The sequence below is a fragment of the Halolactibacillus sp. JCM 19043 genome, assembly GCF_001310395.1.
Classification (GTDB): domain Bacteria; phylum Bacillota; class Bacilli; order Bacillales; family Amphibacillaceae; genus Halolactibacillus; species Halolactibacillus miurensis.
The window spans coordinates 117,873-134,589 of record NZ_BAXD01000002.1 but is presented as its reverse complement, the minus strand read 5'-3'; the positions used below and the strand labels follow the sequence as shown (position 1 = coordinate 134,589).

General features: G+C 41.2%; 14 protein-coding genes, 1 pseudogene and 1 riboswitch. Of the genes and pseudogenes, 6 read left to right on the top strand and 9 right to left on the bottom strand.

All coding sequences use genetic code 11. The features are described 5' to 3' along the window. Positions 1–7 precede the first annotated feature (7 nt). The 3 genes from JCM19043_RS02320 to JCM19043_RS02310 form a co-directional block, all read right to left on the bottom strand. Entirely contained in the window at positions 8–808 is an 801-nt protein-coding gene (locus JCM19043_RS02320) for a MetQ/NlpA family ABC transporter substrate-binding protein (protein WP_062319644.1), read from the bottom strand. Positions 809–900: 92 nt separating this feature from the next. Next, positions 901–1,006, bottom strand: a riboswitch (SAM riboswitch). Between the two features lie 189 nt (positions 1,007–1,195). After that, positions 1,196–1,885, bottom strand: a complete 690-nt coding sequence (locus JCM19043_RS02315) for a nitrilase-related carbon-nitrogen hydrolase (protein ID WP_369813722.1) — start codon at positions 1,883–1,885, stop codon at positions 1,196–1,198. Further along, a complete protein-coding gene (locus tag JCM19043_RS02310; protein WP_062319642.1) occupies positions 1,882–2,982 on the bottom strand; it encodes an iron-containing alcohol dehydrogenase family protein in 1,101 nt (366 codons plus the stop codon). Before JCM19043_RS02310 ends, JCM19043_RS02315 begins: the two co-directional genes overlap by 4 nt. A gap of 157 nt (positions 2,983–3,139) precedes the next feature. Here JCM19043_RS02310 and JCM19043_RS02305 point away from each other — a divergent pair, with 157 nt between their 5' ends. Both JCM19043_RS02305 and JCM19043_RS02300 read left to right on the top strand, forming a co-directional pair. Further along, positions 3,140–3,334, top strand: coding sequence for a DUF6366 family protein (locus tag JCM19043_RS02305; RefSeq protein ID WP_062319640.1), 195 nt, complete (start codon positions 3,140–3,142; stop codon positions 3,332–3,334). A gap of 181 nt (positions 3,335–3,515) precedes the next feature. After that, positions 3,516–4,709 carry a pyridoxal phosphate-dependent aminotransferase gene (locus JCM19043_RS02300; RefSeq protein WP_062319638.1) on the top strand — a complete coding sequence of 398 codons (1,194 nt, stop codon included), beginning with the start codon at positions 3,516–3,518 and terminating at the stop codon, positions 4,707–4,709. A 48-nt stretch (positions 4,710–4,757) separates the two neighbouring features. Here JCM19043_RS02300 and JCM19043_RS18035 read toward each other — a convergent pair whose 3' ends face one another. The 4 genes from JCM19043_RS18035 to JCM19043_RS02280 form a co-directional block, all read right to left on the bottom strand. Then, positions 4,758–5,474 carry an amidase family protein gene (locus tag JCM19043_RS18035; protein WP_255349932.1) on the bottom strand — a complete coding sequence of 239 codons (717 nt, stop codon included), beginning with the start codon at positions 5,472–5,474 and terminating at the stop codon, positions 4,758–4,760. A 28-nt stretch (positions 5,475–5,502) separates the two neighbouring features. Then, positions 5,503–6,216 carry an amidase family protein gene (locus JCM19043_RS18030; RefSeq protein ID WP_062319634.1) on the bottom strand — a complete coding sequence of 238 codons (714 nt, stop codon included), beginning with the start codon at positions 6,214–6,216 and terminating at the stop codon, positions 5,503–5,505. A 127-nt stretch (positions 6,217–6,343) separates the two neighbouring features. After that, complete coding sequence (locus JCM19043_RS02285) at positions 6,344–8,128, bottom strand: DUF4153 domain-containing protein (RefSeq protein WP_062319632.1); 1,785 nt, start codon at positions 8,126–8,128, stop codon at positions 6,344–6,346. A gap of 70 nt (positions 8,129–8,198) precedes the next feature. Further along, positions 8,199–8,867 carry a cyclase family protein gene (locus JCM19043_RS02280; RefSeq protein ID WP_062319629.1) on the bottom strand — a complete coding sequence of 223 codons (669 nt, stop codon included), beginning with the start codon at positions 8,865–8,867 and terminating at the stop codon, positions 8,199–8,201. 203 nt (positions 8,868–9,070) lie between these two features. On the opposite strand from JCM19043_RS02280, the gene JCM19043_RS02275 reads away from it, so the two are divergent. From JCM19043_RS02275 to JCM19043_RS02260, 4 genes and pseudogenes are all read left to right on the top strand, one after another. After that, a complete protein-coding gene (locus JCM19043_RS02275) occupies positions 9,071–10,015 on the top strand; it encodes a DUF1002 domain-containing protein (protein ID WP_089852754.1) in 945 nt (314 codons plus the stop codon). 193 nt (positions 10,016–10,208) lie between these two features. Next, complete coding sequence (licT, locus tag JCM19043_RS02270) at positions 10,209–11,051, top strand: BglG family transcription antiterminator LicT (RefSeq protein WP_062319628.1); 843 nt, start codon at positions 10,209–10,211, stop codon at positions 11,049–11,051. 124 nt (positions 11,052–11,175) lie between these two features. After that, positions 11,176–13,059 carry a beta-glucoside-specific PTS transporter subunit IIABC gene (locus tag JCM19043_RS02265; RefSeq protein ID WP_062319625.1) on the top strand — a complete coding sequence of 628 codons (1,884 nt, stop codon included), beginning with the start codon at positions 11,176–11,178 and terminating at the stop codon, positions 13,057–13,059. 78 nt (positions 13,060–13,137) lie between these two features. Next, a pseudogene (locus JCM19043_RS02260) lies at positions 13,138–14,561 on the top strand (6-phospho-beta-glucosidase). Positions 14,562–14,691: 130 nt separating this feature from the next. On the opposite strand, the gene JCM19043_RS02255 reads toward JCM19043_RS02260, so the two are convergent. Then, a complete protein-coding gene (locus JCM19043_RS02255) occupies positions 14,692–15,768 on the bottom strand; it encodes a Gfo/Idh/MocA family protein (protein WP_062319623.1) in 1,077 nt (358 codons plus the stop codon). A gap of 14 nt (positions 15,769–15,782) precedes the next feature. After that, positions 15,783–16,643, bottom strand: a complete 861-nt coding sequence (locus JCM19043_RS02250) for a sugar phosphate isomerase/epimerase (RefSeq protein WP_062319621.1) — start codon at positions 16,641–16,643, stop codon at positions 15,783–15,785. Between the last annotated feature and the right edge of the window lie 74 nt (positions 16,644–16,717).

Genomic DNA, 16,717 nt, shown 5'->3' with positions numbered 1-16,717 from the left:
TACCTCCTTACCATGAGGCAACAACAGATCCTTCGAATGTGTCCTCAATAAATTGTTTGATTTCGTCCGATTGATAAATATTAATGAACTTCTCAACGACAGGGGCGTCGACATTTTCTTCTCTTGCGACAATTAAGTTCACCCAAGGTGAGTCACTTGGTTCGATGTAAATCGAATCCTCTGTTGGAACAAAACCATGTTCAATCGCAAAGTTTGTATTAATCGCAGCCGCATCGACTTCTTCTAATTGACGCGGGATTTGAGATGCTTCAAGTTCAATAAATTCTAAGTTTAATGGATTTTCTTCAATATCAATGACCATGGCCTCAGCGCCTACACCCTCTTTTAAGGTGATGAGTCCGGCATCTTCAAATAACATTAAGGCACGCGCCCCGTTCGTTGGGTCGTTCGGTAACGCAACCGAGTCGCCTTCTTCTAATTCACTAACGTCACTAATACCTGTTGAGTAAATCCCCATTGGGAAGTTCACCGTTGTTGCGACGGCTTCAATCTCATAACCACGATCGCTTTTCGCATTATCTAAAAACGGTTGGTGTTGATAGCTATTTAAATCAAGTTCACCCTCATCGAGTGCCGTATTTGGAATCACATATTCAGTAAACACTTCAATATTGACGGTTAAGCCTTCATCAGCCGCGAGTTCTTTTACCTTTTCTAAAATCTGTTCATGTGGACCCGCTGTCACCCCAACAGTGACTTCATCTTCACTTAAGGCACCTGCTTCACTGCCACATCCTGCCAGTACGACTAATACGACTAAACCAATCAAACCTAATAACTTTCTCATTGTTACTTCCCCCTTATTTGTTCCCGGACCCCTCTGGAAATTAAAACGCCTCAATTTATCAAGTGATAAATTGAGGCGTTAAATGTTGTCTCAACTTATCTGTCATCCCTAACTAGGGCTGCTGGATTTGGCACGAGGACATACATGTCTGTTGCCGAGGCTTCAAAGGGCCAGTCCCTCCACCTCTCTTGATAAGATCCGGTCAATATTTTTTTGTTGAGACTTACTTTACACAGTATCAAATGAAAAGTCAACACAATTTTCTAAACTTTTAAAACTTTTCGTGAATGATCCCTTATTTTAAACGATAGAGATCAGGACGTCGATCTTCATAAACAGGAATTTGTCGTCTGATTTGCTTTACCTCAGCTAAATCAATCGTAGCTGTCAGTATCCCGGTTTGATCATCTGCTTCACTGATGACTTGACCCCAAGGTCAATGACCATCGAATGACCCGCAAACGTATTATTGGGATCACTCCCGACACGGTTACATGCCACAACATAGACTTGATTTTCAATCGCACGCGCAATCAGTAACGCTCGCCAATGATCGAGGCGTTGCTTCGGCCACTCGGCGACAACATATAACAGGTCAACGTCTTCCAGCATCTGCGTTTTAATCCACTCCGGAAAACGAATGTCGTAGCAAATCACGGCCGCAGATGTGACACCTGAGAGAGTGAAAACACCACATTCTTTTCCTTCCGCTAAGAAATTTTCTTCATCCATCAGTCGAAACAAGTGGACCTTATCATACCAAAAAACGACCTCACCCTCACGGGTGATGACCGGGAGCGAATTATAAAACTTCCCGTCGCGCTTGGTTGGCACAGAACCGGCAATAATATCGACGTTATACTGTTTCGCCAGTGTTTTAATCGGCGTCAACATATCATATTCAACTACCTCTGCTAAACGATCTAAGCTATAGCCCATTGGCCAAAACTCTGGTAACACAACGGTATCAACATCAGCATCAAGGTGGTTAAATTGCTTGGCCACTTCTTGTAAATTAGCTGTTACATCACCAAACTGAATATCGATCTGAAGACAAGCGATGCGTCGCTTGATCATTTGGCATCATCCTTTCTCAAACGCGAGACATGTTGTTCCAATTCACTCATCGCATGATGGACGAGGTCTGGTGTGACCTTGCCTAATAAGTGAATCGATTCCACGTCACGTGTCGCATGACGCGCGACTTGTTGCCATTTTTCTTCAAGGTCTGTTTGAATCCCTAAATCAAAGAAGCTCGTCGGTAAACCGAGTGCCTGGTAAAATGGCAGCAGGTGATTAACCTCATCCCATTCATCAAACAGCGCCAGTTGGACTAAAATCCCATAACTCACTTTATCCCCGTGCAAGTGTTGATGTGTTTCTTCTAATACGGTAAGGCCGTTATGAATCGAGTGCGCACCTGAAATTCGCCCGTAATGTTCACCAAAACCACCGACCATGCCACTTGCTAAAATAATCGTATCGACAACTTCAATAAATCGATCAGTAATCTGTTTAGCTTTCTGGTCATTCAGCGCTGCTTCCCCGTAGGCAAGCAGCACATCTTGACATAACTTCGCCGCATGTTGACTCACTTTTACCGCAATCGGTTGATGCGGTAACAATGCCACGAGGGGTTTCGCTTCATACCACTTGGCGATCGTGTCACCAATGCCGGCCCGTAAGTAATCCGCCGGCGTTTGAATCAGAATCCCTGGTTCCACCGCCACCATAAAAGCCGCCTGGTCAAATACGACATGATCAGTAAACACGCCGTCTTCAGTGTAAAACACACTTAAGGGGGTGACCGCGGCACAGTTTGATGCGAGCGTTGGTACAATAAGGTATGGGAGCCCCATTGCCGCGGCCGTTGCTTTAGTGACATCAATGACCTTACCACCACCAACCGCAAGCAGATAATCAACGGCTTCCGTTTCTGCCTTTTCTTTTAATCTGTCTACTTCTTCGCGAGAACATTCGCCGTTATAACGCTCCATCACTACATTTAAATTTAGTGGGTTAATAAATGGCTCGGCTATGTTAAACGAAGCCTTGCCCGTTACGAGTAAACCTTTCTTCAAGCCTTGTGTTTCAATGACTTGTTTCATATCCGTTAAGGCCCCGGCATGATGACGATAGATATTCGGTGTGCCTTGTACTTTGATTGCTTCCATCGCTATTTCCTCCCGCTTCTCTGTTTTACCTATTGTCTATCAGACGATTATTTATGTCAATCTTTCGAATTTTCTATTTTTAACTAACATTTTTTACAAGTCATGTTATAATAGCTGTAACTTTTCATTTCCAATCATGCCGATAGGAGCACCGCCTATGAAACCTGAAGAAAAACGTGAAGCACTCCAACAACAAGAACGAAAACAGTCGCCAACAGGTAATCATCGTGATAGTTTTGAGCGCGCCAGTCACGGTAGTTTGAAAGACTTATCTAGCGGGCTTGGCACAAAAGGCTTAGCTCTTGTCATTGTTGTGTTAGTTGTGGTGATATTAGCGATTGCCCTATTTTAATGTGTTGCCTTTCTGTGTAATTGTTGAAAGCACCTGCCGGTGCTTTTTGTTTTGCGATAATTATTCTGTAACATAACCATCAAAAAAACCACTAGACGAAACGCCCCTGATTCGTTACACTGTATCAAAAGTAAAGCTGTCAGAATTTTAACTATTTTAACCATCCGAAAGGCGTGAGCACGTGAATTATCCAGCTTCAGATCTATTAAACCGATTACCTAAACAATTCTTTAATAATTTAGTAAAAACCATCCATCACTACCAACAAGAAGGTTTTGATGTGATTAATTTAGGACAAGGTAATCCTGATTTACCGACACCTCATCATATTGTCGCGGCGCTAAAAGATGCCGCCACAAAACCAAGACACCATCAATATTCACCGTTTCAAGGCTATCAAGAACTAAAACAAGCGGTGAGTGACTATTATTTACGCGAATACAATGTCACGATTGACCCAGACACAGAAGTGGCGATTTTACCTGGGACAAAGACCGGACTCGTTGAACTGAGTCAATGCCTCTTAAACCCAGGTGATACTGTATTAGTTCCAGACCCAGGGTATCCTGACTACATCTCCGGTGTAAGGATGGCAGAAGCGAATATGATCCCTATGCCGCTCGTTGAAGCAAATAACTTTTTACCAGATTATCAGGCGTTACCAAAAGACGCTCACGCAGCCAAGTTAATGTTTTTAAATTACCCAAATAACCCAACCGGTGCGAAGGCAACCCCGCGCTTCTTTGACGAGACCGTTCAGTTTGCGAAACAACATAACATCGCGGTTTGTCATGACTTTGCTTACCATACAATCCAGTTTGACGGTGAAAAGGCACCCAGTTTCCTCCAGACACCCGGTGCTAAAGAAGTCGGGATCGAAATGTTTACTCTCTCAAAAGCCTACAACATGGCCGGCTGGCGCGTCGGCTTTGCGGTCGGGAATAAAGATATTATCGAGAAGCTAGAATTAATCCAAGATCACTTATATGTCAGTATCTTTGGTGCCGTTCAAATGGCCGCTAAAGCCGCCTTAGCCGGTGATCAGTCTACGACTAAAGCACTGACTGCAACGTATGAGAAAAGACGTAATGTCTTGATGGATGCCTTATCAGATATTGGCTGGAATGTGACCAAACCTTCAGGTACCTTTTTCTGTTGGTTAAAAGTACCTGAAGGCTACACGTCAGAAAGCTTTAGTCGTTACTTACTCGACACCGCTAAAGTCATGGTGGCACCTGGTAATGGTTTCGGTGACTACGGGGAAGGTTATGTGCGCGTCGCTTTACTTGATTCAGACACGCGACTGATCGAAGCCGCTAAGCGAATTGAGGCAACAAAAATTTTTAATACAACAACAGCTACTGTAAACGCGTGACCTATTATAACGCACTAAACCGCCCACCTTAAAATTCAGGTGGGCGGCTTATTTTATCCTAAGCCTATTTTTTTCAATCTGTTGACCAACGTGGAGTAACTCAACATCTTGGTTTGCTTTCATAATGAAAGTGACGCCAACGGGCTCACCTGACTTACGTTTTAAACCCGGAATCGTAAGCGCCGGATAGCCACTCGCCGCATACAGTGTTGTCGCATAATTACTTAACGTCACGAGTACATCGACGGTCTGAAATGCTTGATCGAGTGCTTTTATCGCGATTTTTTGATGTGTAGAAACCATCTGATCAACTGTCTCTTTTGTCAGTTTTGTCTCCATCGCTTGTTTAATTAAATCTTGCCCGTAAGGGGCATAGTTTGCTGCATCAGTTTGATTAAACTGATAGATATCTCGTAACGTAAGTGGCTCCTTTTCGTCTTTAAAGAAATTTCGTACCCCTTCGTTAAACTGATACTCTAACACATCCGTAATATCAATCCGATAGGCGGATGGATCAATCGCGATATCCTGTACGGCAACATCTCGCTGAATAAGGTCATCTTGTACGTGTGCTAAAAGTGTGTCATCTTCGTCTCGGTAAGCTTCTTTAATTTTGGCGTCATTAATAAATCCAAATTGATAATCTGTTAACGCTCTCGTATGATGATCTAGCGTTTCAGTGATGGTTGTCATCGCCTGAAATAGATAGAAACAGTCTTTTACGTTTCTAGCCATCGGACCGGCGGTATCATGCGCTTCGGCAATTGGTATAATCCAGCTTGTGAGACAGTCCCTAATGTCGCTTTAAGCCAACGACACCATTTTGACTGGCCGGATAAATAACCGAACCTGCCGTTTCAGTCCCAACAGCAACAGTACTAAGCCCAAGGGTCACCGCCACAGCACTGCCGCTACTCGAACCTCCAACATCATAATCACCAAAAGGATTCATCGTCTGACCACCTCGGGCGGAGAAGCCATTGGCACTATCTGTTGTCATAAAGTTCGCCCATTCTGACAAATTTGTCTTCCCTAAAATTAATGCACCCTTATTTTTTAACGACTGAATAATCTCGGCATCTTGATTCGGATAAAAATCTTTTAATCTGACTGCCCCCGCTGTCGTCGGTAAATCAGTCGTCGACACGTTATCTTTGATTAAGACTGGGATACCGTAAAGCGGGTCATGGTCATCACTGTACTCACACTGTTTTGCTTCCTCAACGACCGCGTGATTTAAGCTCATGACCGCATGATAATCCTTATGTAAAATCGCCCGGTTATAAAAAACAGTCGCAATATCAGCGTAACTTACGCGCTGTTGTTTCACTAACGTCTGGAGTGTGTCGATATCACTTGTGATTATCTGTTTAATAACATCATCGGTAATGTTCGATTCAAGTGGTAAAAACTCTCCTAACATACTTACTAATCTAGTTAGCTTCGGTTGTTGATGGTATTGTTTGTTGATTTGATCATGTAAATAATCGGTTGAATTAAAACTCATCGGTTCACGCCCTTTTGTATCATTTATGATTTATTTTCTTAGTTATGTAGTAAACATAACAGGTGGTGCACACGTTAAACGCACCACCCGTTGTGTTCTTCTCGTTCGTTTTGATTATTTAAACACCTTATTCTTCTGTTTTTACGTCAATCAACGTGTAAAAGCTACCGTAATAGCCGTCACTATAATGCTCAAAGTTTTGAATGATTAACGTGATTTTTGCTTGATCTGTTTCAGCTGTATAAGTGGCTTCGCTTAAACTAATATCACGGTAATTTTGGTGTTCTTTTAAATCATCAATTAAGTCGTCACCATTAAAGCTTACCAGGACTTGATCGTTTCCATCTGTCACAGTGAAAGTAAAGCTCGTTGATTCCATTTCTTGCGTCAATTGATAACGTTGATTGTCTAAGTCAAAGGGAATTGAACGCATCGATAAGTTCGCCTCAACATGATTCATAATGAGTTGATCATAACCTGAAATCGGAATCATCTCACGGTCACTCAGATTGAGATAGACAGATGATTGGAAGCGATCGGGTCCACCGTAATCATACGTCCGTTCAAAACCAAAGATATCACGAAATGTTTCGTTATTATTGATTTGTTCGGGCAAGTAATCAATGTTCTGTAGTTGATTTAATTGTTCAAATTGATCGATATAATTCGTAATATCCTCTTTATCCGCCTCTGAAATATCAGGATTAGGCAATACTTCCCCGTTTTCAAACATATTATTTTCTTCAAGTAACGTTTCTAAACTGGCCTTTTGGCTGTAGAAACTGACACTAAACGCATCAATAGGCGGGGTAATGGATATTAAGCCAAAGACAACAAAGATTGGGGCTATCCAACCCATTTTCTCACGACTCAAGAAACCATAAACAATCGCCATAATCGTCCCAAAAACACCGAAGAGAATGGCGAAATAACGACCGTACGTCACACCCGTATCGGTTAATTTTACAATAGAAGCAATCGTTTGGAATAAGACGATTGGCAGTAACACTTTCGGATAGACTCTCGCAAATAAAGCGGCAATTTTCGTCTCAACTTCAAGTGAGAGAATATAGACGAGTAAGACGACAACGGTAAAGGATACGAGTAGTGGTTCTAATAAAACTTCAGACCATAAATCACCAGTGATATTGATGACAATATAAATTAAGATAATCCCACTATAAATCGTCGTTAACGGAATGATAATATAGCTGAGTAACCGGTCAAAAATCGGTGTGGTTGTCGTAAGCGACATCAATTTATTTTTCTTTTTCACTTGGTCTTTTTTCTGAAGCTTTTGATCCCTCGCTCCGATATAGACAGGCATCATTGATAAGAACAGTGATGGGAAGAAGAGGCTCGCGATCAAGTTAAGAAAATGTAAGAACACATCACCATCCGTTGTAAACAGCAAGGCATTGATCAGCGCAATAATCAAACTAACCCCAATCGCTAAAACAATGGAATACAAGAAGGCAATAAAGAAATTTTTAAAGACAACAAACACGTTTTGACTAAAGCGGAATTCGCTTTGAATCGTCGGAATCCATACCATAAGTAACAGACTCATTAAGACGATGACACTCGTTCTGATACCTACTTGAATCGACATAAATTCCGGCCAATGTTGTAAGAAAAAGTAACCGAGCGTGAGAATAAGTGCTGCCCACATCAACAAGAGGCGCACTTTAATTTGAACATAAAACCGCTCATACATATGTTCAAACACGAGACTGAGTAAAATCCCAATCACGAAGGTATAGCTAAACCGGTACATCGCATCGTCATTTGATTCAATCATGACCATATTGGCAATGGTTAAACTTAAAATAAAGCTAAAAGCTAGCGGATAGCGCCCGACCGCTTGAATCGTATCATTCAATTGTTGTTCTAATCGTTCCATTACTTTCATTGAACTCACCCTCTCAAAAATACTCGTTAGACATAGTTATGTCGCTTAGACTTACAGTATTCTATACCCGTTAATCCACTCGTCCATGCTTCCAACTGTTTAGTGTTTTGTCTATTTTTATTCTTCTATTGGTAAGACGAGAGCTGACGGGACTCGCATCACCTCCAACAATTTTTAACGGTACGGCATACAAGTGATAATGTCCCGCCGGGACGTCATTTAAATACAGATTTTCGATAATGGTTATGTTCGCTCTATGAATGGCTAAATGAATCGGTAACGTCTTTGAATCCACCGCATCGACTGATGGGGCATCTGTGCCAATAAGTTTTACTCCCTGCTTAGCTAAATAGTCGATGGCTTCGGATGTTAAGAGCGGAAATTTTTCAGGAAAAACAGCGGGATCACGGTCTAACATATGAAAAAGAAGACGTGATGTGCCTAAGAGATTTAACTTCACTAAATCACTTACTGTAACTTTGTCTAAACCAGTTACGTCTACAATACGACAGCGCCCTATTCCAATCGAGACATCGAGCTGATCAATGGTTTTCCCGCTATCATCATAATGAAACGGGGCATCCATATGGGTACCATTGTGAAGACTTGAGTTAATCTCACCAATATTGACCGAACCCGTCTCTTTCATCGTCGCGCTGAGCTTAAAGTGATAAGGTGTATCACCTGGCCAAACAGCGCCGTTATTTAATAATGGCATCGTAATATCAATATACGTCATACAAGCACTCCTTTTTACATATGATGAATGGATGGATGGCTATTTGATTAGTATTAGCCTCTATGTTTATTTTAACAGAGTAGGCACCAATGACCTATTTTTTGTGTAAAAATAGCGGAAAAAGATACTTTCGATTTAAATTAGGGTAAACTATTACTGTGTTCTTAATGATGAAACAAGCTGAACATGAGGAGGAAAAAAACATGAAACTCATAAAAAAAATCAAAAAACAATTGGTGATGACTCTACTCATCCTTATGGCTTTACAACTCACCGCCCCTGTTCTATCGGCTGACGCGATTACGGATGTGGTCGTCACTTTAGGGGAAGACTTAACCGCAGAACAGAAGGCTAATCTGTTAGAAGAAATGGATATGGCTGATATCGATGAAGCAGATATTGTTTATGTGACAAACGAGGAAGAACACCAATATTTAGGCGACGTTGTTCCGAAGGAACAAATTGGGACACGCGCAATTTCATCCGCGAAGATTTCACTACGCGAAGATGAATCAGGTATTATGGTCACAACAGAAAACATTACTTATATTACATCAAAAATGTATGCCAATGCCCTCGCAACCGCTGGGATTACAGGCGCTGAAATTTATGTGACGGCACCATTTAACGTCTCTGGTACAGGTGCTTTAACCGGGATTTTAAAAGCGTACGAACAATCAACCGGAGAAGATTTAGATGAAGACTTAAAGAAAGCCGCCAATGAAGAGATGGTCATTACCGCTGATTTAGCGGAAGATGAAAATGTTTCAGAAGATGAAGCGATTGACTTTATCAATAAAATTAAAGAAGAAGTCGATAAACAAAAACCTGAAACAACCGAAGAATTACGCGCCTTAATCCAACGTCTTGCTGAAGAAATGGGACTCACATTAACCGATACTCAGCTCGATCAACTTGTTAGCCTATTCAATAAATTAAAGGACTTAAACATTGACTGGGACAAGGTAAATAATACGATTGACCAAACGAAAGACTGGCTCAATGACTTTGCCGAATCAGAAGAAGGACAAGGCATTATCACTGCCGTTAGAGACTTTTTCCGAGCGGTCTGGGACTGGTTTAAGTCCGTCTTTACTAACGAAGAAGAGGCAGCGTTAAACGTTTCTCAAACAATCTATTTTAGCTAACAATCTGTCAACGAGCCTTTACCCTTATCGGTAAAGGTTCTTATTTTTATGTGTATTTCATCTTGACTTTCAGATAAACCTATGTTCTAATAATGTTTGAAGTCAAGGTTGTTACCGCTTTCGGGCTACACTTGACAAATTCACACTACGTGATTAGCTAGCTGATTGAATCTCATTTAAGGAGATCGAACTTGTGAAAGTAAAAAAAGTTATTAACAACAACATTGTTCAATCGACGGATGAATTCGGTAAAGACGTGTTAGTGATTGGTAAAGCACTTGGGTTTAAAAAGAAACCGGGTGACGCCATTGATCAAACACTGATTGAAAAAGTTTATACGAGCAATAAAGATATGCCTACGAATAAACTGACCGAGTTATTAGCCAAGGTGGAACTAGAACATGTTCAAGTCGCCAATGAAATTATTAATTTTGCGAAAGCATCGCTTGGGAAAAAGCTAAGTGAAAATATTTATTTAACGCTGACCGACCATATTGATTATGCGATTGAACGCTATCGTAATGGTTTACCGATTAAGAACGCGTTACTGTGGGAAATTAAACGTTTCTACAATCATGAATTCTTAATTGGAAAAGAAGCCGTAAATATTATCGAATCAAAGCTTGGTATTAAACTTCCTGAAGATGAAGCTGGTTTCATTGCCCTTCACATTGTGAATGCTGAACTCGACATGTCCCAAGTTTCAGAAGTAAGCAACATGACAAAGATCATCCAAAATATTCTTAACATTATCAAGTATCACTACAAAATTGATTTAGACGAGTATTCGCTTAATTATGAACGCTTTATCACCCACTTAAAGTTCTTTATCCACCGGTTGTACCGTGGTGTTGAGCTTGAGTCAGATAAAGACGCCGGTTTTTTATTTATTTTAAAAGAGCGTTATAAAGAAGAATATCAATGTGCATTAAAAATTAGGGACTACATCATGAAAGAATTTCATCGTGATTTAAAAGAAGATGAAATGATTTATTTAACTATTCATATTCGCCGGATTACACAAGCTGGCGTCTAATTTAATAAGCTAGGGTTGTTACTGGTCAAGCAGGCTACACCTAAATGTTTCACACATGTTTAAACATGCGTGACATTTAGGTGTTTTTTATTGGCTAAACAACAAAAATAAGGAGGACAAACAGATGAACTATCAAGAATTAGCCGCATCCATTATTAAAAATGTTGGTGGCGAGAAAAACATTAACGGTTTGAATCACTGTGCGACGCGTTTACGTTTTAATTTAAAAGATGACCAAAAGGCTCAGACAGACGCCATTAAAAACACACCGGGTGTCATGGGTGCTGTGGCTAAAGGCGGACAATATCAAGTCATCATTGGCAGTGATGTTGGTACCGTATATAAAGAAATCATTCAAGTCGTGCCAAAATTAAGTGAAGCTCCGGCGGATAAAGAAGAAGACGACCGAGGACGTGTTGCCAAGGTGATTGATACAATCACTGGTATTTTCACACCAATTTTACCAGCGATTACAGCTGCGGGTATGTTAAAAGCAGTCTTATCACTACTCGTTGTATTTGGTTGGATTGAGAACACGTCACAGTCTTATCAAGTAATGGACTTTATGGCCGATGCTGCCTTCTACTTCTTACCAATCTTACTCGCCTCATCAGCGGCAGCGAAGTTTAAAACCAATGCCTATTTAGCGATGATGCTTGGCGGGATTTTACTCCATCCGAACTTTGTTAATATGGTTAATTCGTTAGAAGAAGGCCAAGGGATTACGTTCTTCGGGTTACCGATTACAGCGATTGGGTACGGATCATCAGTTATTCCGATTATTTTAGCGGTATGGTTTATGTCTTATATTGAACCGATTGCCGATAAAGTCTCACCAAAAGCAGTGAAATTCTTTACGAAACCGTTGATCACGATTGCGGTTGTAGGTACAGTTTCACTCACATTGATTGGACCGTTCGGTCACTTAATTAGTGATTATATCTCAACTGGTATTCAAGCCCTTGAATCATTTAGCCCATGGATTGTGCCACTTATTATTGGGGCATTTACACCACTATTTGTCGCAACGGGGACACACTATGGTCTTGTACCAATCGGTATTAATAACCGGATGACCAATGGTTATGACACAGTCATCTATCCAGGTATGCTCGCATCAAACGTCTCTCAAGGGGCAGCCGCACTTGCGGTCAGTATTAAATCAAAAGATTCAACCATTAAACAGTTAGCGTCTTCTGCTGGTCTTACCGCCCTCTTTGGTATTACTGAGCCCGCTTTATACGGGGTTAACTTACGTTACAAAACACCACTGTATGCGGCGATGATTGGTGGGGGTGTTGGTGGTTTATTTATGGGTATTTTCCGCGTCCGTAACTTCTCAGGTGGGGCACCGGGCTTACTTACTTTACCAAGTTATATTGGGGATGATACCCTCACTTACTTTACGTTTGCGGCTATTGGGGCAGCGATTAGTATTGTTGTTAGCTTTGTTATTTCATTTATTCTTTATAAAGATCCAGTAGATGACGCAGTAAAAGACGAAACAGTTGACACGACCGATGTTGCAGGAACAGATAATACCTTATCAAATCAGTCGATGACACTCGTTTCACCATTGAAAGGTCAAGCTTTACCCCTTTCCAAAGTAGCCGATGCGATGTTTTCTGAAGAAATTCTCGGTAAAGGAATGGCCGTCGAACCTTCTGAAGGTCTCGTAACAGCACCAGTAGACGGCATCATTTCAGCGACGTTTGATTCAAAACACGCGGTTGGCATCACGACGGATGACGGCATGGAATTATTGATTCACGTCGGTATTGATACGGTGCAACTTGGTGGTGAAGGCTTTAAGTATCACGTCAACAAGAATGACCGTGTAAAAGTAGGCGATCAATTAATTTCATTCGATATCGAATATATTAAAGAACAAGGCTATCCTGTCACGACACCACTTGTTATTACGAACTCAGCAGAATACGGTGACATTATCGGTCTAACAGAACAAACCGTGACACACGGTGACGCACTGATTCGCGTCGTAAAATAATCATAAACATTCACTATAAATGAAGACGGACAAGCAACGACTTGAGCCGTCTTCATCCATTGAAAGGAAGAGGAAATTATGAGTTTAAGAGCTGATTTTTTATGGGGCGGGGCAACCGCAGCCAACCAATGTGAAGGGGCGTATAACTTAGACGGCCGAGGACTAGCGAATGTTGACGTCGTTCCGACCGGCAAAGAGCGCTTTGATATTATTTCTGGTAAACGTAAAATGTTAGACTTTGAAGAGGGTTATTTTTATCCTGCTAAAGAAGCGATTGATATGTATCACCACTATAAAGACGATATTAAATTGTTTGCGGAAATGGGTTTTAAAACGTACCGCTTATCGATTGCATGGACAAGAATCTTCCCTAAAGGAGACGAGTTAGAGCCAAACGAACAAGGTCTTGCCTTTTATGAGGATCTGTTTAAAACATGTCAAGCTTACGGTATTGAACCACTCGTCACGATTACCCACTTTGATTGTCCGATTCATTTAATTAAAGAATACGGCGGCTGGCGTAATCGTAAAATGATTGAATTTTATGAGCGTCTAGTCCGTGTATTATTCACCCGTTTTAAAGGACTCGTGAAGTACTGGCTCACGTTTAATGAAATTAATATGATTCTTCATGCGCCGTTTATGGGCGCGGGATTAGTATTTGAAGATGGTGAAAATGAAGAGGAAATTAAATATCAAGCCGCTCACCATGAGCTTGTCGCAAGTGCTTTAGCCACTAAAATTGCGCATGAAATTGATCCGGAAAATATGATCGGTTGTATGCTGGCCGCTGGAGAATACTATCCTTTAACACCTAAACCAGAAGATGTCTTTTTAGCTCAAGAAAAAAACCATGAAAATTATTTCTTTATCGATGTCCAGTCTCGCGGAGAATACCCTGCGTACGCATTAAAACAGCTTGAGCGAAATAATATCATGATTAAGATGACGGAAGAAGATCTGGACACACTAAAAAACCATACCGTTGACTTTATCTCGTTTAGTTATTATTCATCACGTGTTGTCACGACGGATGATTCTGTTGAAAAAACAGCCGGTAATATTTTTAAATCAGTGAAGAACCCATATTTAGAGGCAAGTGAATGGGTTGGCAAATCGATCCACTTGGACTCCGTACAACGATGAACGCGATTTATGATCGCTATCAAAAACCACTCTTTATTGTCGAGAATGGCTTAGGTGCGATTGATACACCCGATGAATCAGGTAACATTATCGATGATTACCGCATCGACTATTTACGCGCCCATATTCAAGCGATGAAAGAGGCGGTTGAACTTGATGGTATTGACTTACTCGGTTACACGTCTTGGGGTTGTATCGACCTTGTCAGTGCCGGGACAGGAGAGATGAAAAAACGCTACGGTTTTATCTATGTTGACCGTGACAATGAAGGCAACGGTACACTCACACGTACAAAGAAAAAATCATTTGATTGGTATAAAAAAGTCATTGCATCAAATGGTGAAGACTTGTCTTAACTACTAGCTCTTCTATCATTTTACAATGTATAAGCAGAAAACAAAAAGAGACGTCAATGATCCGACTGGCTAAACGGCCGATCGGATCATTGACGTTCATCATTCTTTTCATACCTTTATTTTGTCTATTTTATCCCTTTACTTTTAATGCCTTTTCTTGAGCAATTAAACAAAGTTCTTGTGCTTTAAAGATATGGTCTTGTGTCATCGCTATTTCTGTCCCATTAATTGAATCAAGAATCATTTGACCAAAGAAAGGGAAGCCTACTTTTCCTGTCAGTGTCATATGTTCCACTTTGTCATTTGTTACGAGGTAGAGATGATTCCCTGTTTCTTCCGCGCCAACATTCGTATACTTTCGAAGTTCAATGGTGCCTTTTGTACCAGTAATAAACATCCGACCATCTCCCCAAGTCGGTAAGCCGTCTGGTGTGAACCAATCAACTTTAAAGTAAAACGTCGCCCCGTTCTCCCCCACAAGTGTCGCATCACCATAGTCTTCAAGTTCTGGTTTGTCTGGGTTGTTATAGTTGGCTACTTTACTATGCAATACAGTGGCTTCCTTATTGCCCGTGTAAGTTAAGAATTGTTCAATTTGATGACTACCGATATCCGCTAAGATGCCGCCGTACTTTTCTTTCTCAAAGAACCAACCCGGGCGATTGTTCTTATCTAAACGATGCGGACCAAAACCTGTCACTTGAATGACCTCACCAATCACACCTGCTTCAATCAGTTCTCCTGCTTTGATTGCCGATTCTACGTGAAGACGCTCAGAAAAGTAAACGAAGTAGCGCTTGCCCGTTTCTTTAACAACCCGTTTGGTTTCTTCTAATTGCGCGAGCGTCGTAAAGCCTGTTTTGTCAGTAAAGTAGTCTTTTCCACTCTGCATCACCTTATTTCCAAGTGCACTTCTAACGTTCGGAACCGCAGCTGCCGCAACAAGTTGAATCGACTCATCCGCTAAGATAATCTCAAGTGATTCAACCGCTTCAACAAATGGATAAGCTTCTAAATATTTAATCCGTTTTTCTTCATCTGGTTCATACACATATTGAACGGTGGCGCCCGCCTCAATTAAACCATTGGTCATCCCGTAAATATGACCATGGTCTAGCGCTGTCACCGCCACGTTAAACTCACCTGGTTCTACTACTTTATTGTTGATGCCTTTAGGTGCATAATTCATGCCGTCTTGTTTACTCAACGTTCATTCCCTCCTTAAAACAACTCACCATAACCGAGTCCTACTAAGTAATCGCGCGAATCTTTTAAGCAATCGAAAGGATCACGGCCATATTGATCATCTTGTTCGACGAGTAAGTAGCGCACCCCCGCCTCAAGGCTTGCTTCAATAATCGCTTTAAAGTCAAGCGAGCCGGTGCCAAGTTCAGCGAATTCAATGATATCTGTAAATTGTTGCATAAACGTCTTCATGTCCCCTGCATATAGAGCGTCAAGTGCTGATTCAGGTACCCGGTTCACCCGGTAATCTTTTAAGTGAATCAGTTCCACTTTACCTTTGTAATCATTAATCACATCCACTGGATTTAAACCGCCGCGGTGGACCCAGTGGACATCAAGTTCAAAGCCGAGTAGTGGTGCCTCACGACGAATAATATCTAATAAGTATTCCCCGTCATACTTGGTAAATTCAATATGATGATTATGGTAATAGAGCTTAATGCCTTCTTCTGTTAATTTTTCAGCCACCGCGTTCGCTTCGCGTGAGAATTCAATCACCTTCTCAAGTGAGGCCATTGCCTCAAATGGCAACATTCCAATGCGAAGTAAGTCACAATCTAATGTATGACAATCTTTTACGATTTTATCAAAGTCAGTCGTGAGTGATTCTTGCCCCGGTTGCATTGGCTTAAGTCCCGCCGTCATTGAAGCAATCTTCATTCCAAATTCTTCTGTCGCGCGTTTTATTTCACTCACATTTTCTTCTGTCATCGGAATTTGTGAGACTTCAATCGAATGGTACCCAAGTTCATGGACTTTTTTAAACGTTTCATAAGCCCCTAACTCTTCTACTTTCTCTTTTAACATCATCGCTTGTACACCAATTTTAGCTGTCATGTAAGTACTCTCCTTTATTGATTCGTTCGCCCGTCTTAGATGATTGTTTCATTAAATCAAGCATGATCATCGAT